General features: G+C 68.9%; 16 protein-coding genes and 2 pseudogenes. 13 read left to right on the forward strand and 5 right to left on the reverse strand.

Annotation, left to right across the window (positions count from 1 at the left end; all coding sequences use genetic code 11):
* On the reverse strand, nt 1–589 hold a 589-nt coding region (locus tag ABZ570_RS29425; RefSeq protein WP_358070652.1), incomplete at its 3' end, for a polysaccharide deacetylase family protein.
* A gap of 2,314 nt (nt 590–2,903) precedes the next feature.
* Here ABZ570_RS29425 and ABZ570_RS29430 point away from each other — a divergent pair.
* The 4 genes from ABZ570_RS29430 (at nt 2,904) to ABZ570_RS29445 (ending at nt 5,883) form a co-directional block, all read left to right on the forward strand.
* Complete coding sequence (locus tag ABZ570_RS29430) at nt 2,904–3,782, forward strand: hypothetical protein (RefSeq protein ID WP_358070654.1); 879 nt, start codon at nt 2,904–2,906, stop codon at nt 3,780–3,782.
* Entirely contained in the window at nt 3,779–4,171 is a 393-nt protein-coding gene (locus tag ABZ570_RS29435) for a phage holin family protein (protein WP_358070656.1), read from the forward strand. The genes ABZ570_RS29430 and ABZ570_RS29435 overlap by 4 nt, the downstream gene beginning before the upstream one ends.
* Nucleotides 4,172–4,193: 22 nt before the next feature.
* Nucleotides 4,194–4,790: a DUF3618 domain-containing protein gene (locus ABZ570_RS29440; RefSeq protein WP_358070658.1), complete on the forward strand. Its 597-nt coding sequence runs from the start codon at nt 4,194–4,196 to the stop codon at nt 4,788–4,790.
* Nucleotides 4,791–5,724: 934 nt separating this feature from the next.
* Nucleotides 5,725–5,883, forward strand: a complete 159-nt coding sequence (locus ABZ570_RS29445; RefSeq protein WP_358070660.1) for a hypothetical protein — start codon at nt 5,725–5,727, stop codon at nt 5,881–5,883.
* 185 nt (nt 5,884–6,068) lie between these two features.
* On the opposite strand, the gene ABZ570_RS29450 is transcribed toward ABZ570_RS29445, so the two are convergent.
* Entirely contained in the window at nt 6,069–6,476 is a 408-nt protein-coding gene (locus ABZ570_RS29450) for a hypothetical protein (protein ID WP_358070662.1), read from the reverse strand.
* 395 nt (nt 6,477–6,871) lie between these two features.
* Between ABZ570_RS29450 and ABZ570_RS29455 the strand changes: the two genes are divergently transcribed.
* Nucleotides 6,872–7,351 (forward strand): YsnF/AvaK domain-containing protein, encoded by a 480-nt coding sequence (locus ABZ570_RS29455; RefSeq protein WP_358070664.1) that lies wholly within the window; start codon nt 6,872–6,874, stop codon nt 7,349–7,351.
* A gap of 228 nt (nt 7,352–7,579) precedes the next feature.
* Here ABZ570_RS29455 and ABZ570_RS29460 read toward each other — a convergent pair whose 3' ends face one another.
* The gene (locus ABZ570_RS29460; RefSeq protein ID WP_358070666.1) at nt 7,580–7,864 is read right to left on the reverse strand and encodes a hypothetical protein; all 285 of its coding nucleotides are present in this window, start codon (nt 7,862–7,864) and stop codon (nt 7,580–7,582) included.
* Nucleotides 7,865–7,891: 27 nt separating this feature from the next.
* On the opposite strand from ABZ570_RS29460, the gene ABZ570_RS29465 reads away from it, so the two are divergent.
* Complete coding sequence (locus ABZ570_RS29465; protein ID WP_358070668.1) at nt 7,892–8,335, forward strand: phage holin family protein; 444 nt, start codon at nt 7,892–7,894, stop codon at nt 8,333–8,335.
* Nucleotides 8,332–8,850 carry a DUF3618 domain-containing protein gene (locus ABZ570_RS29470; protein ID WP_358070670.1) on the forward strand — a complete coding sequence of 173 codons (519 nt, stop codon included), beginning with the start codon at nt 8,332–8,334 and terminating at the stop codon, nt 8,848–8,850. The genes ABZ570_RS29465 and ABZ570_RS29470 overlap by 4 nt, the downstream gene beginning before the upstream one ends.
* A gap of 253 nt (nt 8,851–9,103) precedes the next feature.
* Here the strand turns inward: ABZ570_RS29470 and ABZ570_RS29475 are convergent, their stop codons facing one another.
* A complete protein-coding gene (locus ABZ570_RS29475; protein ID WP_358070672.1) occupies nt 9,104–10,354 on the reverse strand; it encodes a glycosyltransferase in 1,251 nt (416 codons plus the stop codon).
* Nucleotides 10,355–10,739: 385 nt separating this feature from the next.
* On the opposite strand from ABZ570_RS29475, the pseudogene ABZ570_RS29480 reads away from it, so the two are divergent.
* The 5 genes and pseudogenes from ABZ570_RS29480 (at nt 10,740) to ABZ570_RS29500 (ending at nt 16,298) form a co-directional block, all read left to right on the forward strand.
* Nucleotides 10,740–12,188 (forward strand): annotated as a pseudogene (locus ABZ570_RS29480) (IS3 family transposase).
* A gap of 75 nt (nt 12,189–12,263) precedes the next feature.
* A complete protein-coding gene (locus tag ABZ570_RS29485) occupies nt 12,264–12,638 on the forward strand; it encodes a pilin (RefSeq protein ID WP_358070674.1) in 375 nt (124 codons plus the stop codon).
* Between the two features lie 3 nt (nt 12,639–12,641).
* Nucleotides 12,642–13,561: pseudogene (locus ABZ570_RS29490) on the forward strand (hypothetical protein).
* A complete protein-coding gene (locus tag ABZ570_RS29495) occupies nt 13,558–14,520 on the forward strand; it encodes a PrgI family protein (RefSeq protein ID WP_358070675.1) in 963 nt (320 codons plus the stop codon). The pseudogene ABZ570_RS29490 and the gene ABZ570_RS29495 overlap by 4 nt, the downstream one beginning before the upstream one ends.
* Nucleotides 14,517–16,298, forward strand: coding sequence for a DUF87 domain-containing protein (locus ABZ570_RS29500; protein ID WP_358070677.1), 1,782 nt, complete (start codon nt 14,517–14,519; stop codon nt 16,296–16,298). The genes ABZ570_RS29495 and ABZ570_RS29500 overlap by 4 nt, the downstream gene beginning before the upstream one ends.
* Before the next feature lie 184 nt (nt 16,299–16,482).
* On the opposite strand, the gene ABZ570_RS29505 is transcribed toward ABZ570_RS29500, so the two are convergent.
* Entirely contained in the window at nt 16,483–18,723 is a 2,241-nt protein-coding gene (locus ABZ570_RS29505; protein WP_358070679.1) for an excinuclease ABC subunit UvrA, read from the reverse strand.
* 61 nt (nt 18,724–18,784) lie between these two features.
* On the opposite strand from ABZ570_RS29505, the gene ABZ570_RS29510 reads away from it, so the two are divergent.
* Entirely contained in the window at nt 18,785–19,735 is a 951-nt protein-coding gene (locus tag ABZ570_RS29510) for a WYL domain-containing protein (protein WP_358070681.1), read from the forward strand.
* Nucleotides 19,736–19,941 lie beyond the last annotated feature (206 nt).

A 19,941-nucleotide genomic window follows, 5' to 3' on the forward strand; every position in this document is an offset into this window, starting at 1 on the left:
CCCGGACCCGGTCCGGGGACCGGCGGCCGAGGGCCACGTCGTGATTCCATGTGTGATTGCACAAGGTGTGCCCGCCGGCCACGATCGCCCGAATCAGATCGGGATGAGCCCGGGCGTTCTCGCCAACGACGCAGAACGTGGCGGTGAGGTGGTGTTCACGCAGCAGGGCGAGCACCTGCGGCGTATACCGCGGGTCAGGCCCATCGTCGAAGGTGAGCGCCACCGCCGAGGTGCCGGTGATGGCCCTCGCACCGGAAGGACCATCAGCCTTGCTGGCTTCCGCTGGCTGCCCGCCCTGGTCGACTTCATCGGATTGCGACCATGGGTCATCGCCGGCCTTCCCTGACGGCGGCAGAACCTCATTCGGTGATTGGTCGGCGAAGAGCAGGCCCCCTACGCCGGCCGAGAGTGGCCCGGCACCGCGTGACGATGAATCCGCAACGAGGCCGCGACCCAGCACGGCTACCAGACCAGCCACCATGACCACCACGGTGAACACCAGGCTTGCACGCACCACCCGGGAAGCACGCAACACGCGCTCCGCCTTGCCGAATGCAGCTCGCGGCCTCGTGGCGGTCATGGAATCCACGCCCCGTCCCCTTCCTGACGACAATCGGAGCATAAACGGGCAAAGCGCCTTAGATGGGACAAATGGCGTTCGCATATCTCTATTGTGAAATCAAGCCGCAAATCGAGACCCTGGAACCAACCGCGGACGGCACACCAGGGGCAACGCCTGCATCTCAGCTCAGCTGACTCCTACCCCTCGCGCACGCCCCGTCTTGAGCAGCCTGTCCGCTAGCATGAGTAGTCAGTTGGCTGCCTTGACCAGCACGACATCACCCGGCGCAGCCCACTGCGCAGCAGCTCCTGCGTCTACTTCCGGTTGTCTCGACATCCGCCCATGGCTGTCATGACCGAAATACTGGTAACGGGGCGACGGACAACCGCGCTTTCGGCCGCGGCACCTGTTGCCCGTCGCCCCGTCACCACACGCCGAAGGGGGACGGACGGCAAGGAGCCTGGACCTGCCGGCTCGGGAAGCCCTTCGGGTGACCTGGCGGAAGCGGCAGGCGAGGCATGAAGCCATCCGCGTGGCTGCGCCTACCGCTCCGACGTCACCCACCGTATCGGCCGGTGCTGCGCCGGGCTGGCGGGTGATCGTCCCTCAACCGATCGGGTGACGGGGTGGTCACGCTGGCCGCCTCATTGGATACGGCGTCAGGCCTGGCCTCGGGATCGGCGTTCCTCGTCGGCCACGAGCGCCTGCGCCCGGCGCATGGTGGCGCCGGGGGTCATAATCGCTTCCCGCCACGGGTCGATGTTCTGGTCAGGTCCCATACCGTTGCCCTCAGCTCCTGCAGTTCCCGCTGGAATGTCTCCAGTTGCTCTCGGACGGCCAGCGTCTCGGCCTCCAGTTCGGTGGCCCGGCTCGGCGTCGGCCGCACCAGGGCCAGCGCCGCATCGGTCAGCGCTCACCAACCCCCACTGTCGGCGTACGGGTGAACGAGACCAGGTAGGTACGGATGAACGTCGTACGCCGGCTCGGCACGTTCACCCATACGCCGACTTCCACCGGCTCAGGTGACTCCTACGGCAGGATTGCGGGAGTCGAATCAGCGGCGGTCGCGATGGCGGGACAAGCAGCGGCGTTTCCCGGCGACAGCTGGACCCGCTGCCGGTTCCACACGGCGTTCGCCAGCAGCAGCGATCATGCCCCCGTAACAGTGCCTCGCGCATCGCCTGTTCTTGAGGGAGGGCTGGCTGCGGACTTCCCCGACGGGCATGCCTCGGGTGTCGGGGCCCGCCTGGTCCCGTCCCAACAGCGCAGCAAGGGAGCAACTATGGCCAACCCGCCACCGTCAGTTCCACGTCCACCAGCGACCGTCCCGCCACCGCCCCACCACCACAACATCTCCAGAGCCACGACCGGGACACCAACGGCGATAGAGAAGACCGGCCAGGCGCCACCACCAACGCCGCAGGGGCGACGAGCCGGCACCTGCCGCCATTGCCGCCAGCCTCTGTTCAAGGACTGGCTGTGGGGATGGATGCACGAAGGCGACCGCTACCTGTGCAAGGACCCCGCCACGGGCGAGTTGCTCTGTCAACCCGCGACGCCCACGTAACGCCTGCCGCGCAGGCAGGCGACTGCGCCGCCTCATGCCGCAACCCCGACCGTTGCCGGGGACAAGCTCCATCGGTGACCCAAGCGCACGCAGACCCACCCATCTCGCCTCCACCAGTGCGTACGCCGGGCCCCGATAGGCCCGATCTGTCCGCCCTTCGATACGTCGATGTAACGGGCCGCGGACGGGCCGAGCGCCTTCCGGTGTGCAGGACGCATCGGTTTCCTGCAAACAGGTAGGAGCACCTGGCCGGCAGACAAGGCGGAGGGGGTGCACAAACGCGTGGACATGAGAAGACTGAACCGATGTCGACGATGAGCACGATCGCCCACACCGCCAGGAAAGCCGGGGCCCACTCCGAGTCCTGTCCCCCACCCCCCACGTCTGGCCACACAAGCCCGCCCGCAGCCCGGACCGCACCAGGTGGCGTTCGCCCGGTTCGTCCGCCATGCGATCGACACCTCCCGCGAACGCGGCTGGACCATCACCCAGATTGCCGCGCATGCCGACGTAACTAGATCAAGCAGGGCAGACGCCTTCTCCGGTGGAGGCCTATATATCAGGGCCCCAGAGCGCGGGGTCGCCTCGCTAACGGATGCGCACCGGATGGCCCGAAGAGGGCCATATGCGCCCGGCTTCCCCTTCTGCCGGAGATATTCCCACCCGTGGGACGAAGCGGCCAGCGCTATGCCGAGCCGGGCAAGCGAAGCCGCGACCCGGCGAGAAGTTCGCCCTACGGGCGCAGCCGTGACGAGCAGGGCTCCTCTCATGTGATTGCTGCAGCAGCACGATCCCCAGCAGCCGCGAATTCAGATCCGACGAGATCCGGACCAGCCTCCTCCCGCGTCGCGCTGCGCTCGTTTGATCAACAGGCGGCTCTCGTGTTGCCCAGCCCTGGCGATTGTGGTGAGGCGGTGGGGGTACGCGGGTGGTGTTCCGGGCTGCATCGTGGCCGGGAGCCGAGGAGAGGAGCTCGCGATGACGGCGATCAACCAGAGCAGACCGCCGGGCGGCACCACCGAGCAGGCCCGCCAGGCGGCGTCCCAGATGGGTCAGCAGACGGCGCAGGCGGGTGGCCAGGTCGGTCACACTGCCGTCGAGCAGGGCCGGCAAGTGGCCGCGCAGGCGCGGCAGGAGGCGCGGCACCTGACCGGGGAGGCCACCTCGCAGCTGCGCGATCAGGCTCGGACGCAGCAGCATCGGGCCGCTGAGGGGTTGCGCGGTCTCGGCCAGCAGCTCGGCTCGATGGCCGACCGCGGCGGAGATACCGGTATGGCCGGTGAGGCTGTCCGACGCGCGGCGATGGCCGCGGATCGGACCGCCGGATGGCTCGACGAGCGTGAACCTGGCGAGGTGATGGACGACGTTCGCGGGTACGCCCGCCAGCACCCTGGGATGTTTCTCGCCGGCGCGGCGGTGGCCGGAGTGCTGGTCGGCCGGCTCACCCGAAACCTGGCCTCGGGGAACGGGAGGCGGCCAAGCGAACAGATGGGTCAGACCCCGCAGCCGGGCCAACCGATGCCGCAGCCGGAGCCGCAGGAGGTTGAGGCCGCGTACACCGGCGAAGGCCCGTACACCGGGGCGGCGCGGGCGCAGAGCGTGTCGCCGGTAGGCCAGCGGGAGTCGGACATCTCGGGTGAGGTGGCACCGTGAGCGCCCCGGAGAAGGAGCGCACCCAGTCGGTCGGTGAGCTGCTGGGTGACGTGACCCGCGATGTGTCGACGCTGTTCCGCCAGGAGATCGAGCTGGCCAAGGCGGAGCTGCGCGAGGAGGCGAGCCAGGCCGGCAAGGCCGGCGGCATGTTCGGTGGTGCCGCGCTGGCCGGTTTCCTGACCGTTCTGTTCGTCTCGTACGCAGTCTGGTGGGGTCTGTCCGACGTGATGGACCAGAGCTGGGCCGCGCTCATCGTGGCGGGAGTGTGGGCGATCATCGCCGCCATCCTCCTCGCCATCGGGCGGACGAAGCTGCGGCAGCTGCGCGCGGTGCTGCCCCGGACGCAACAGACCGCACGGCAGATGCCGGACGCCCTACGCGGCCGGTGAACGAGCCGGAAGGGAGCAGATGATGTCGACCGATCCGGACCAGATCCGACAGCAGATAGAGCAGACCCGCAACGAACTGATCAGTGACGTCGACGCGCTGAGCGACAAGGTCAACCCACGGCGGATCGCCGGTGACCGTGTCGACCAGGCCCGCGGGGCGCTCACCCGGGTCAAGGAGAAGGTGATGGGCACACCGATGGACGGGCACGGCGCCGGCCAGCAGGTGTCGGCCGCCGCCGGGTCGATGCGCAACCAGGCCCGCGAACTCGGGCAGCAGTCCCGGCAGCAGGCTCAAGGCAACCCACTGGCGGCCGGCCTGATCGCCTTCGGCGCCGGGCTGCTGGTCTCCGCGCTGATCCCACCCAGCCGCTCCGAGCGGCAGTGGGCCGGCCAGGCCAAGGGAATGGCCCGCCAGCACTCCGGCGAACTGCGCGAGCAGGCCAGCCAGGCCGGTCACCAGATGCGGGACCACCTGCGCGAACCCGCGAAGCACGCAGCCCAGTCGGTCGGATCCACCGCCGTCCACGGCGCGTCCGCCGTCCAGGGCCAGGCCAAGTCGTCTGCCCAGCAGGTGCAGGGGCAGGCACAGGAAACCGCGGGCCAGCTCCGGCAGGACTGAGCCGGGTGCGGTGCAGGGGCGCCGGGTGCGGTGCAGGGGCGGACCCGTCGATGCGGGCCCGCCCCGCCGCGCCCTGGCCGCTGGCCGTCGAGGGATGCGACGCCGAAGCACGCGGCTGGGACCACCGGCCTGTCGTCGGCCGTAAGCGGGCTCGCCGATGGGAGAGGACGTTTCAGGATCGGCGACGGGCGTGCCTCGGTTGAAGCTGTCGTGCTGCCACGGCGACGCGATGCCGGCCATGCAGCCCGTGCCGCGTCATGCCGTGGGCGTAATCCGCCAAGCGGGCCGCGCGTCAGCGAATGGCGCTGCCGTAGCGGCCGTGTCATCGCTCGCGCCGGTCATGGTGGTGCTGAGCGATGGCGTTTCCTTTCACGCCTCCGGTGACGGAAGAATCGCTGCCAGAAGCGGGGTGAGGCCCTCGTTCGCGTCTCCTCGGGTACGTGGCCGACCGGCACGCACAACGGCCACGGCGGCCACCGCCGCTGTCAGGACCATCGCCGCTGCCTCCAGCAAAAAGCGGCCGTTTCCCGGTTGCCCAACGCTTCCTGTGCACACCTCGCCTAGCGTCTCAACTCGACCCACCCCATCGTGCAACCCAGAAAGTGACAAATGACGGCATTGGGTAAGCTTTATCCCGTTCATGCCTCTTTGCCCGCAGGGCGTACCCGGGGTGCCGGTGGCCCTCAGGATCATCAAGTTCTTCTGAAGACGCCCTGCCACAACGGCCTCGACTGCCAGAGCGTGAGGCAGTAGGTGACTCGACAGAAGATTCACAAGCGGACAGGCAGCGGCCAATGAGCCCTGGGGCTCGATCGGTCAGTGGGCCTTCTCCCCGGTTCAGTTGAACGGCAGATGAACAACGCACGACCGGGTACGACACCAGCGCGCAGAGCGCTGCCATCGAAACCAGGCAGAGCACCGAAAGGGGACGGGCATGACATCGGTCGGCCAGCGAGTCAAGGGATTCCTGAACAGCCAGCAGGGCCGAAAGATGATCAACCTCGGGCGACGCGAGGCGGCCAAGCCGAGCACGCAGGAGAAGCTGCGGCAGGTCGCAGAACGGATGACGGGCAGGCCGATCGGCCGCCGCTAATCCCGCCAGGCTGGCAGCGGCACGAAACGCGTCACCCGGGCAGCAATCATGGCTGCCTGCGGTTGTCTCCGGACGTGCCGTTCGACGACCACCCCTTCGTGAACCGGCCGTGGCCAGGTTCGATTGGAGGAGTCTGCTCCCCCGTCAGTCCGCGTTGCGGGTGGCCGGAGCATCGACACGGCGGTTCAGTGGGGCAGCTTGTCGCGGAGTTTCTCGACCTGGTGCTCGAGTCGGTTCACGGCGCTTTGGTTGTTGAGGAACGTGGTGACGCCGGCGGCGATGATGAGGGCCAACACGACGGCTATGACGCTGAGGACGAGGCCTCCGATGGCGACGCCGTGGCCGGTGACGTTGGGGCGGCGGGCCATGCGGAGTCCGATGATGCCGAGGATGACGCCGATGATCCCGAGCACGAACCCGACTGCGGACAAGATCGCGGTCAGCACGCAGATCAGTCCCGCCACTCCGAACACCAGGGCGAACGCCGCCGCCGCGCTGGTCTTCGCTGCGGTGCCGGCTTCGGCATGGCGTGGACGGATGGGATGGTCCGGGGGGTTCGCGGAACCGCCCGCCGGCGGGTTCATCGCGCTCATGTTTCTCCTTCCTCGCATTCGCCTCAGGCCACCCGCGAATGCCCACGTCGACCGCCGTTATGCCCGCCGGACTGTGCCCGGCTACGGGGAGGCACACCGGCCACGAATGCCTGCCGAAAAGCGGCGGGTAGGCGGGCGGTGACAGGGAGAGGAGCAGATGATGGAACTGACTCAGCAGCAGGTGAACTCGTACACGGCACGAAGGTCAAGGACAGCTCGGGTGCCAAGATCGGCAAAGTCCGGCAGGTGTGGGCCGACGCTGCGGGCTACCCGACCTGGGTCAGCGTGCAGACCGACGGCAAGCGGGAGGCGATGGCCCCGCTGGGCAACGCCCAGATGCAGGACCGCCAGCTGATGGTCGCCTACGACAAGGCCACGGTCACCAGCGCCCGAGCGTGGAGGCCGGTACGGATGCTCCGCTTGACGCCGAGCAGACCGCACAGCTGTACCAGCACTATCAGATGCAGCCGCAGCAGGCGCCGCAGCGCACCTTGCAGGGCCGCGAGGACCTGATCCGGTCCGAGGAGCGGCTGCGAGTCGGCACGGAGAGCCAGCCGGCCGGCACGGCGGTGCTACGCAAGTACGTCGTCACCGACAACGTCCACACGAGCGTGCCGGTCGAGCACGACGAGGTGTACATCGAGCGCGAACCGATCACCGCCGAGAACGCCGGGCAGGTTCGCGCCGACATCGGCGAGGCGCAGCAGGAGATGCCGCTACGCGCCGAACGCCCCGTCGTGGCCAAGGACCAGGTGCCAGTCGAGCGCGCCCACCTGGCCAAGGACGAGGTGGTCGAGGACCAGTCGATCGACGAGCAGGTCCGCCACGAGGAGTTCGAGTCGAACATCCCCGAGGCCAGCCGCCGCCGGCGGTGACGGAAGGTCTCGCCTCGAGGGTGAGAGCTCAGGGGCGGGCGGCACCACGACCCGCCCGCCCACCACGCGGACACGCCGCAGAACCTCGAACGCGACAGTCGTCGCAGAGGTTCCAGTCGATGATCGGGCGGGCCCCGGGCTGGCGGTCGTTGCGACACGACTGGGACAAAAAGTGCCGAATCGCCCTCTCCGTGGCTTCCTTGTCTTCACGATGAGGGAAAGCGCGAATCACGGCAGAAAGGGGACGATCGACATGAGGCGTAGGCGTAGTAGGAAGCGGTCGCTGTTGCAGACGGCGGCGATGATCCGGCCCGCGACGGCAGCAGCAGCAGCGCTAGCGGTGGCGGCGGTGGTGGCCATTGTGCGAATCAGCTGGCAGCGCACGGCAGATGACATCTCCGTCACTGATCTTCCTGCTCCAGCCGACGGCGCATCCACCGTCACAGACACCTCATCACCGGCCGGGGCAACGACCGGTACAAGCAACGCCGCCGTCTCCTCGGCCGCAGCCACCCGCTGACGGTGAGGTGACGACCGCACATGGATGGCCCGCCCGGTGGCGACCCGAAGACCCAGCAGGCACAACCGGCAGAGGCCAGCGTCGCGCAACTCGTCGAGCGTGCCACCGACCAGATCACCCGGCTGGTGCGCGACGAGCTGGCCGCGGCCCGCGCGGAGTTGACCGGCAAAGGAAAACGCGCCGGTGCCGCCGCGGCGATGCTCGGCGGCGCGGGCGGGATGGCGTTCTACGGCGGGGGCGGCCTCGTCGCCGCGTTCATCCTGCTACTGGCGAAGGTCATGTGGGCGTGGCTGGCAGCGCTGGTAGTGGCGGTGATCCTGTTAGCGGTGGCCGGTCTGCTCGCGCTGTCCGGGAAGAAGCAGACCAGCAAGATGATGCCTCTCAAGCCCCAGTCGACGCTCGACAGCGTGCGCACCGACGTCAAGTCAGTGCAACAGGCCGCCAAGAAGGGGAGAGGGCGATGATGGCGGACGCAAACAGCGACCCGGACCGCATCAACGAGGACGTCGAGAAGACACGAGCGGAACTCGGCGCCACAGTGCAGGCCCTGGCAGCCAAGACCGACGTGAAGGCGCGGGGCCGAGACAGTGCCCTCCAGATCAAGAGTCGCCTCCGCGGACGAGTGACGGGCGCGGCCCAGGCGATGCGAGGAAAGACAGCAGGAGCGGTGCAGAAAGCTCGGCAAGGGGCGGACAGCGCCGGTCTCACCCGCATGGCGGGCACCGCGCGGCAACGCGGCAACGCGGTGCGCCAACGCGGCACGCGGACGATGGCCGCATTCCGCAGCAGCTCTCAAAATGCCGCACAAAAAGCGGGCCCGGCCGCCCGTTCAATCCGCGACGCGACCGTCGCACTTCGGTCGGCAGCCCGCCGCCATCGCGCTGCCGTCGTCATCGCCGCCGTCACCGCCGTCGGCGTTGCCACAGCGGTGCGGCAGCTGCGGCCTGACAGGCGCGTCGTGGCCCGCCGTCGACGTTGAGTTGCCGTATGCCCGCGCGGCACGGACTACCGGCCAGACTGCCCGCAGAGGCGGACCCCCCTGCCGAACCTGGTCTGCCGGATGCGCCGCAGCACCTGGACTTCGTCCAGCCCGGGCAGCATCACGTCCACGTCCAGTACGACCAGGCCGGTCGCGGGTGACGGACTGCACCCACGGATGACCCGTCTGCCGTCTCGCTGACCTCGAATCCGTCCGCTTCCCGCGCACGGTCGTGCGGATCTTGGGCTCGTCATCAATGACGAGAACTCGCAGATTGCTCATCGTGCTCGCTTTCATCGCAGGGGCGGGCGACGCCGCTGGCGCGGCCCGCGAATTCCCCGGTGGCGGCCTTCAGGTATAGCTCCTCGAATGTGCGCAGCGCGTGGCCAAGGTCGTGCGCAGTGATGATCCGCCGGCTGACCGCTCCCATCTGGGCGCGAGCCGACGCGTCGTCCAGGAGGGAGGCCAAGTGCGCGGGGAGGGTGTGAATGTCTCCTGGCGGATAGAGGTAGCCGTTACTGCCGGTTTGGACCAGGTGCGGCAGCGCCATGGCGTCGGCTGCGACGATCGGCTTGCCGGCGGCCATGGCCTCCATGGTCACTAGGCTCTGGAGTTCGGCGGTGCCGGGCATGCAGAATACGTCGCAGCGGGCATAGGCGTGCAGGAGCTCCTGGTCGCTGACGAGGCCGTGGAAGATGACCCGATTCCAGATGCCGAGCTGGCGCGCCAGGTCCTCCAGCACCCGGCGGTGGTAGCCGTCGCCGACGATCTCGCCGATGGCCTGCAGCCGCTCAGGCAGCAGCGCCAGCGCGTGCAGCAACTGGTCGACATTCTTCTCCTGGTCGAGCCGGCCCACGAACAGCACACGCCGCCGCCCGTCGCCGCCGTCGGGCAGTGGCTGAGCGAAGCGGTCCAGGTCGAGGCCGCAGGACACCGGCTCGGCGGCGCAGCGCAAGCCGTTCTCGTGCAGCAGTTGCACCGCCCGTGGGGTGGGAGCGGTGACGATGCAGGCGCGGTGAAAGACACGTACGAGGTCACGCCAGGCGAGCCGACAGGCCACACCGGCGAGCCAGGCGGGAAGCCGGGCGTAGCCGAGGAGGTTCTCCGGCATGAAATGGTTGGTGGCCACCACCGGTATCCGGCGCTGGCGCGCGGCGGCGGCCAGGCCGCGGCAGACCGGGAAGTGGGACTGGATGTGCACCACATCGGGGGCGACTTCGTCCAGTAGGCGCGCTGCTGGCCGGGCTACCTGCCACGGCACGCAGACGCGGAACGTGGGATGAAACGGGGTGCGGTGGGACACGAGCCGGCGCACCACAAGCCCCTCCTCCAGGGTGCTGCCCGGACCGCTCTCCCTCGCCGGGCAGATCACATGCACCTCGTGCCCACGGCCAAGCAGCCCAGTGGCGAGCCGGTGGGTGAAGTTCGCCGCGCCATTGACATCCGGCAGGTAGGTGTCTGCGCCGATGACGATGCGCTGGCGTCGGGGGCGGGCTTTGTTCATGACGGACTCCAGTCATGGTGCAGGCCGGCCGAATGGGTGCCTATCTTGGCGAGGGGAGGAAAGGGGACGGAACGCGTGATGTGCAGCACGCCCACCACAGCCACGGCCGAACAGCGTCGACAGGCCGGTCGCGGCCCGGCAGCCTGGGGGCGTTGTTGTCAACGGACGCAGCCAGAAGCCAGTGAGGCCTGGCCAGCGGTGGGGCCGTGCGCGGTGAGCTCCTCGCCTGCGGCCCGCATTCCCACGGATACATAGCCATATGCAGCCCCGGTGCCAACGGCCTGCGCCACACACCGCCGGCCGGGCAGCAGCCGGGAAAGCCCGCCGCCACAGTTTGGCGGGCCGCCCGGCCTCGGCGAAAAGCGCGGGGATGGATCTTCTCTCGATGACGATTTCCAGCGCGCAACTGTCCGTCGGGCACGATGGGGTCATGACCAGTGAGGGACCTCGTGCAGATCGGCCGCGGCGGCGTCGGTCGTTCACTGCGGCGGAGAAGCTGCGGCTGCTCGCCGGATACGAGCAGGCCGTCGCTGAGGGTGACGGCAACGGGTATCTGCGCCGTAACGGCTTGTACTCGTCGCTGATGAGTGAGTGGCGCCGCGCCCGTGACGCCGGCCTGCTGGAGGGTAAGAAGCCCGGTCAGACCGTCGGCCGGCCGAGTGGGGAACAGGCCGAGATCGCTCGGCTGCGCCGCCAGTTGGAGCTGGCGAACCGCAAGATCGCCCGGACCGAGGCGGCGTTGGACATCATGGGAAAAGCACACGCGCTCTTGGCCGAGATCTCCGAGAGCGCGGACACCGACACCAAGCCGACCAAGCCCTGACCAACGCCCACGCCCAGTTGCTTGCCGCGGCGACGTCGACCCGTGCGGCGGCCCGGCTGACCGGGATCGCCCGCAGCACCGCCCACCGACGCTCCCGACCCCTCGATGGGCGTCCGCCGGCGCCGCGGCCGGCGCCGGCGAACCGACTGTCCGACGCCGAACGCGCCCGGATCCTGGCCGTGCTCGACAGCGACCGGTTCGTCGACACCACCCCGACTGAGGCGTTCGCGACGCTGCTCGACGAAGGCGTCTACCTGGCCTCGATCTCCACCCTCTACCGCATCCTGCGCACCAACAACCAGGTCGTCGACCGGCGCCGCCAGGCCCGACACCCCACCCGGGCCCGCCCGGAGCTGACCGCCACCGGCCCCGGGCAGGTGTTCACCTGGGACATCACCAAACTGCCCGGCCCGACCAAGGGCGTCTACTACGACGCCTACGTCATGATCGACATCTGGTCCCGGTACATCGTCGGCCACCACGTCGCCGCCAGAGAGAGCGCCGACATCGCCCACGACTTCATCACCGAGGTCATCGCCGTGCACGGCGTCCCCGCAGGTCGTGCACGCCGACCGCGGCACGTCCATGACCTCCAAACGCGTCGCGACGCTCCTGGCCGACCTCCACGTCACCCGCTCGCACTCACGCCCCCGCGTCAGCAACGACAACCCATTCTCCGAAGCCGCGTTCAAGACCGTGAAATACCACCCCACGTTCCCCGAACACTTCGGCTCACTGGCCGACGCCCGCGCATTCTGCGACACGTTCTTCAGCTGGTACAACCACGAACACCACCACGCCGGCATCGGCCTGCACACCCCCGCCGACGTCCACTACGGCCACGCCGCGACCCAACAAAAGCAACGCGAGCACGCCCTCGACACCGCCTGGACCGCCCACCCCGAACGCTTCTCCCGCCGACCCAGACCCAAGGCGCTACACCTGCCCAACACCGTCTGGATCAACCCCACCGAACCCGCTACCGATCAACCAATGCCACAAGCGGCGTAACACCCACTGGTTCCACCTGCCTTGACAAGTTCCGCCGCGCCAAAGCGCGGGCTGGGGCTGGAGGTGAACCCGTTCATGTCGCGCATCCCGGCACGTCTTCGTGCCCTCACCCACTCCCGCACCGTTCGCCGTGCCGCCAATGTCGCCGGCATGGTGGTCCTGCTCCTGTCCGCTCCGGTCGCCGCCTACGCCGCCACGCCGAACCCCAAGGGGGGTCCGAATCCGCTGCCGGTCGTGATCAGCAACTTGCAGTCGTGGCTGGTGGGGATCCTCGCCGCTGTCGCGACCCTGTTCCTCGTCCTGGCCGGGGTGTACTGGGCCACCGCCGGTGGTGACCCGACGCAGGTCGATCGGGCCAAGGGCGCGTTGAAGAACGCCCTGATCGGCTACGGCCTCGCCGTGCTCGCGCCGGTCCTGCTGCAGGTCGTGCAGGGAATCGTCGGGGGCTGAGGCATGGGTTGGCTACTCGACCAGATCCTGGACTGGCTGGCAACGGCGATCCTCGCGGCCCTGGACGCGCTGTTCGGGGTGATTAGCGACGTGCTGCTGGTCACCCCGAACGTCACCGGCCTGCCGCAGGTGCAGGCCCTGACCGGCCGTTCCGTGCTCGTCGTGGACACCGTCTTCGTTCTGGCCTTCCTCGCCGCCGGGGTGCTCACCATGACCGCCGGCGGCAACGAGACCACCCGCTACACGATCAAGGACCTCCTCCCCCGGCTGATCGTCGGGTTCGTCACCGCGCACTTCTCACAGCTGTGGTGCGGCATGCTCATCGACCTCGCCAACGCCCTGACCGCCGCGCTCACCACACCCGCCGGCGAAGCGACGGGGCACTGCGGGCGATCCGAACCCACATCACCGCCGGCCGGGACACGACCGCGGTGCTGCTGTTCGTGATCTGCGTGGCGATCATCGCCGTCCTCCTCGCGGGCACCGCGTTCAGCGTGATCGTCCGCTTCGCGGTCGTGCTCGTCCTGACCGCCGCCGCGCCCCTCGCATTGGCCTGTCACGCGCTGCCGCAGACCGACCCCCTGGCGCGCCTGTGGTGGCGCTCGTACACCGGTGTGCTTGCCGTGCCCGTGGTGCAGGGTTTCACCCTGTACGCCGGGCAGTGGATGCTCACCGACACGCAGCATCTGCTGCCCGTGCTCGGCCTGCCCATCGAGCCGGGCGGGGTGATCAACCTGTTCGTCGTCATGGTCATGCTGTGGACGACGCTGCGGGTACCAGCCCTGATGCGCCGCTACGTGGCCACCGGCAGTGGGGGCCGCGGGGGGAACATGCTCGGCGCGGCGATACGCGTGATCGTCGTGCAGCAGGTCACCCGCTCGATTCCCGGCCTGCGCCAAGCAGTGAAGGCGGTGGGCCGATGAGCGCCCACGACGATCGCAGTGAGGCGGGGCGGACACGGATGCCCGCAGACGTCGACGCCCCCGACAAGGTCCTCTACGGGCTGACATTCCGGCAGCTGGCGATCCTCGCCGTCACCGCGCTCGTCTTCTACGGCACCTGGCGCGGCCTGCACGACCTGATGCCGCCGCTGGTGCTCGTAGCCGCCGGAGTACTGGCCGGCGGCATGGTGTTCGGCGTCGCCGTGGGCCGCCGCGACGGCCGGCCCCTGGATGTGTGGCTGGCCGCCGCCGTCCGCCACGCGCGGGCACCTCGGGCCCTCACGACCACGGACACGACGTCGCAGACCCCGGACTGGGTGCAGACGCCGACAAGCCGGGTGATGCTGCCGGCGCCGTTGACGCTGCCCGCCGACGCGATCGACGACGGCGGACAGATCCACCTGGGCGGGGCACGGGCGGCGATGGTCGCCGCCACAAACGTCAACCTCGCCCTGCGCACCCCCAACGAGCAGGCCGCCCTGGTCGAGGTCTTCGGCCGCTGGCTCAACAGCCTGTCCACGCCGACGCAGATCGTCGTGTCCGCGCAGCCGGTGGACCTACACTCGGCCGCTCGCACCCTCGCCCAGACGGCGGCGCAGCTGCCGCATCCGGCCCTCGCGGACGCGGCGGCCGATCACGCCCGCTTCCTCGACGACCTCGCCCAGCGCAGGGATCCACTGCGCCGGCAGGTCCTCATCGTCACCCGCACCAGCCCCGGCGAGCGCGGCGAGCACGCCGCCCGACAACGAGCCGAGACCACCGTCCGCGCCCTGTCAGGCCTCGGCGTCACCACCCGCGCCCTGGACGGGGCGGCGGTCACCGCCGCGCTCGCCGCGGCCGCCGACCCCTACCGGCCACCACGGCCCGGAGGCCTCGCGGCCCCCGACACCGTCATCACCGGCCCGAACACCCACCACGGCAGGAGGAACCGCCCCCGATGAGAACCCGCAACCGTCTTCGTACACCCACTGTCGGTGGCCGCCAGCCCTCGTCGCTGGCGGCCACCGTCGCTCCGGCCTCCGTGGAGGTGACCCCACGGATGCTGCGCGTCGGTGACGGCTACGCCGCGACCCTCGTGGTGACCGGCTACCCGGCCGAGGTCGGCCCGGCCTGGCTCGAACCCCTCCTCAGTTGGCCGGGCCGCCTCGACCTTGCCCTGCACATCGACCCGCTGCCCGCCCCCGTCGCGGCGGCTCGGCTGCGCGACCAGCGCGCCCGGTTCGAATCGTCCCGCCGCGCCGACGCCGAACGCGGGAAACTGCCCGACCCGTCCGTGGAGGCCGCGGCGGACGACGCCGCCGACCTCGCGCAGAGGCTTGCCCGCGGCGCGGCGAAGCTGTTCCGCGTCGGCCTATACCTGACCGTGCACGCCCGCACCGAAGACGAACTCCTGCAGGCGTGCGCGCAGGTGAAAGCCGCCGCCGCGTCCACGCTGATCGAGGTGCAACCCGCGACGTGGCGGCACCTCGCCGGCTGGACCACCACCCTGCCCCTGGCGACCGACAGCCTGCAGGTGCGCCGCACCATGGACACCGCCGCCCTCGCCGCGGCGTTCCCCCTCGCGTCGGCTGATCTGCCCGCGCCGCTGCCCGGCGACCCGCCCGCCGACGGCGGCGTGCTCTACGGGATCAACCCGGACTCGCAGGGCATCGTGTGGTGGGACCGGTGGGCGCAGGAGAACCACAACAGTGTCGTGCTGGCCCGCTCCGGCGCCGGCAAGTCCTACTTCGTGAAGCTGGAGATCCTGCGCAACCTCTACCAGCAGGTGCAGGTCGCGGTCATCGACCCCGAAGACGAATACCTCCGACTCGCCGACGCGGTCGGCGGCGCCGCGGTGCGCCTCGGCGCCTCCGGCGTGAAGGTCAACCCCCTCGACCTGCCCGCAGGGGACACCCGCCCGGACGTGCTCACCCGCCGCGGCCTGTTCCTGCACACCCTCACCGCGGTGATGCTCGGGCAGCAGCCACCCCCGGCCGAACGCGCGGCCCTGGACCGGGCGATCCTGGCCGTCTACCGAGGCGCGGGCATCACCCCAGATCCGGCCACCCACCACCGGCCCGCCCCACTACTGCGCGACCTCGCCGACCGTCTGCGCGCCGACACGGACGCGGCCGCCGGGCAGCTCGCCGCACGGCTGGCTCCCTGGGTCGATGGGTCGTTCTCGCACCTGTTCGACGGGCCCACCACCACCCGCCCCGACGGGCACCTGGTCGTGTGGTCGCTGCGGCACCTGCCCGACGAGTTGCGCGGCGTCGGCACCCTCCTCGCCCTGGACGCGATCTGGCGGCAGGTCGACGCACCCGGCCGGACGGCGGTCCGGCGGTTGGTGGTGGTGGACGAGGCGTGGCTGCTGATGCGCGACGGGGAGGGCGCCCGGTTCCTGTTCCGCATGTCGAAGGCCGCCCGCAAACGCCAGGCCGGCCTGACCGTGATCACCCAGGACGTCGCCGACGTCCTCGGCACCGACCTCGGCCACGCCGTCGTCGCCAACGCCGCCACCCAGATCCTGCTCAAACAAGCCCCGCAAGCCATCGACGCCATCGGCGACGCGTTCGGGCTCACCGCCGGCGAACGGCGACTCCTGCTCGCCGCCCGGGTCGGCACCGGCCTGCTGATCTCCGGCACCAACCGGACCAGCTTCGAAGCCATCGCCTCCCCCGCCGAGCACCTGCTCTGCACCACAGGCTTCGAGCTGGAGGAATCTGACCGGCAACTGTGACTGAACTCTGGGATGCTGTGCCCCAGATGTGGGGAGGGCGTCCCAGAGTTTAAGGAACCTCGGGCGGCTGCACCGCCGTACTGGGACTCGTCGGGGACCGCACCCGAACACTATCGGTAACGCTGCGTTAGTAGGAGACCCTCAGCGCGCGAACCTCGGTATCCGCTTGCGAGATGAGTGCGACTCACCGCTGGGTTGCGATGTTGAGTGCTTGTGCGGTGGCGGTGTTGGTGATGTCTGCGACATGGCCTTGGTAGAGGATCTGGCCGCCGTGCCTACCGGGTCCTGGTCCCAGGTCAATGAGCCAGTCGGCTTGTCGGATGACGTGGAGATTGTGCTCGATGACGACGACTGTGTGGCCGTGGTCCACGAGGTTGTCGAGAACGCGCAGCAGGGTGTCGATGTCGCGGAGGTGGAGCCCGGTGGTGGGTTCGTCGAGGACGTAAAGCGTGGGGCTGATTGTGTCGCGGAGCTCCTTGGCGACCTTGACGCGTTGACATTCGCCGCCGGAGAGGGTTGTCAGAGGCTGGCCGAGTCTCAGGTAACCGAGGCCGACGTCGTCGAGGTGACGCAGGGCCTTCGTGATTGCTGGGTCGGGGAGCCGATGCATGGCATCAGTGATGGTGAGCTCGTCGACGTCGGCGATGGACAGTCCGTCGACCGTGTGCCGCAGAACTTTGGGGGTGAAGCGTCGTCCCCGGCAGGTTTCGCAGACCGTTTCCTGCCCTTCCATGAAGGCGAGGTCGGTGTAGATGACGCCGAGACCATTGCAGTCGCGGCAGGCGCCCTCAGAGTTAGCGCTGAACAGGCTGGCCGGAACGTTGTTGTGGCGTGCGAACAGCTTCCGGATGGGTGTGGCGACGCCGGTGTACGTGATGGGGGTTGAGCGACGGTTAGTGGTGACCGGTTTTTGGTTGATCACGATGGCCTCGTGCTGAGCGACGAGTTCGGTGGCGAGGCTGGACTTTCCCGAGCCGGCGACGCCGGTGAGCACGGTCATGACGCCGGTCGGGATGTCCACGGTTAGGTTTTTGAGGTTGTTGCGGGTGGCGTTGGTGACGGTGATGCTCCCGCGTGGTGTTCGTGGCCGATCGTTGATGGGCTGATGCCGCGACAGTTCGGCCGCGGTCGGGGTGTCGGCGTGGCGCAGCTGCGCGAAGGTGCCCTGGAAGACGAGTGTGCCGCCCCGGTTGCCCGCTCCTGGCCCGATCTCGATGACCTGGTCGGCAACGGCCATGACCGCGGGGTCGTGCTCGACGACAAGGACGCTGTTGCCCTTGTCCCGCAGCTGTTCAAGCAGCCTCGTCATGGACGCGACATCGTGCGGGTGGAGGCCGACGGTGGGTTCGTCGAAGATGTAGAGCACCTCGACCAGGCTGCTACCCAGGTGCTTGACGGTCTTGATGCGCTGTGACTCGCCGCCGGACAGGGTCGTGGTGGCGCGGCCGAGGTGGAGGTACCCCAGCCCGATGGTGATCAGGGCGTCCAGCCTTGCCGTCAGTGCGGCCACGACCGGCGCCACGTTCGCCGCGGTCACCGTCGTCACCAGTGCGGCGAGTTCGTTGATCTCCATCCGCGCCATCTCGCCGATCGTGAAGCCGAGCACGGTGGCGGTGCGGCTGGCCTCGTTGAGCCGATCACCGTTGCAGTCCGGGCACACGGCGGAGCGGGTGAACCGGGCGAGGGTTTCCTGCTTGCGGTCGGACAGGTTGTCGGAGGTCTGCAGGTAGATCCGTTCGAACCGTTCGACGACACCTTCGTAGCCCTTTGGGGGTTTGGTGCCGAGGCGTGCGGCGTGTTCGCCGCCGAACAGCAGCGCGTTGCGTTCGGCTTGGGTCCAGTCGCGCAAGGGGGTGTCAGCGTCGAATGTGCCGATGTCGGCGTACTGGGAGTACCAGTAGCCGCCGTTGCCGAACCCGGGCAGCAGGATGGCGCTGTCTTTCAGCGACTTGTCCAGGTTGAGGAAGCGATCAACGGCACTGACGACAACTTCGCCCAGGCCAGAGCACGTGGTGCACATGCCGGCGGGATCATTGAAAGAGAAGTGGTTGGACTCGCCGACGTGCGGCGTGCTCACGCGGGAGAACAGGAGCCTGAGGTAGGTCCACGCATCGGTGATCGTACCGACCGTGGATCGGGCATTCCCGCCGATGCGTCGCTGGTCGATCACCACCACCGGCGAGAGACCGTCGATCTGCTCGACCTCGGGCCGCGCCCACTTCGGCAGCCGGTTGCGGACAAATGGTGGAAACGTCTCGTTGAGCTGGTAGCCGGCCTCAGCGCCGATCGTGTCGAACACCAACGATGACTTGCCTGACCCGGACACTCCCACGAACACCACCACCTGCCCGCGTGGCACGTCGACGTCGAGGGATTTCAGATTGTTGGTCCGGGCTCCCCGGATTTCGATCCTGCGCTGCGACATTTCCCGACAGTACGATCAGATGTGGCCAGAAAATGTCCGCGATTCCCCCGACAATGTGCTCATGACCGACCTCACACAACGAGTCCTCGCCCTGCTGGCGGCGCTGCAGATGGGTCGGGCGTTCACCGGCGAGGAGCTCGCCGCCCGCCTCAACGTCAGCCCGCGCACGCTACGACGTGACGTCGGACGTCTCCGCGGCTACGGCTACCCCGTCGAGGCCCAGCCGGGACCGGGCGGCTACTACCGGCTCTCCGCCGGCAGCGCCATGCCCCCACTTCTCCTTCAGGACGACGAAGCCATCGCGGCCCTCCTGGGACTGGCCACCCTCGCATCGACCGGCAGCGCCAGCGGGGGAAGCCTCGACGATGCGGCGGCCCGCGCCTACGGCAAGGTCGACCAGTACCTACCCAAGCGTCTCCGCGCCCGAGCAGCTGCCCTGCGCACCAGCCTTGAAACCAGACAGACCCTGGCCCCGAGCACCAGCGTCGATACGTTGAGCGTCCTCGCCGACGCCATTCACCACATGCACCTTGTCGCCTTCGACTATGCCGGCGCGACCGGACCTACCACGGCACGCCGGGTCGAGCCGCACCGCCAGATCCACCAGCACCTGCGCTGGTATCTGCTGGCCTGGGACACCGGAAAACGCGACTGGCGCGTCTTCCGTACCGACCGCATCACCAACCTTCGAAACACCGGCCGAGCCTTCACCCCCCGCCCACTGCCCGCCGACACCGGCATCGACTACCTCCGCGAGGGCCTCAACAAGCAGCAAAACCGCGTCGTCCTGACTGTTGACGCTCCGATGACCGCCGTGGCAGACGCTCTGAAGTACCAGGACGTCCAGCTTGAGCCCATCACACCGCATAGAACACGCGCCGTCCTCAGATCCGACTCATGGCAGTGGCTTTTGCTGAACCTGGCCTTCCTCGACGCAGACTTCACCATCCACGAACCCGCCGCCTTCCAGACGGCGTGCCAACGATTCGGTGTCCGACTCCAACAGACCTGACCGAACTTCCGCTCAAACTGCTCGGCCGCCAACAAGACCACCCGCACGGATCTGCCGCGATCCGCGCACATCCGTCCGTCCTACGGTGACAGGACGTAGCCGCACCGCACGCGCGTCCTCCCAGCCGTTACCAATCCCATCCACACAGCAGGCGGCGGCGCTGCACCCGAGAGGGGGGAGCAGCCCAGCGGGGCGCCGGCCCCCGC

Origin of the sequence: Micromonospora sp. NPDC007271 (assembly GCF_040634005.1) — a bacterium.
GTDB lineage: Bacteria > Actinomycetota > Actinomycetes > Mycobacteriales > Micromonosporaceae > Micromonospora.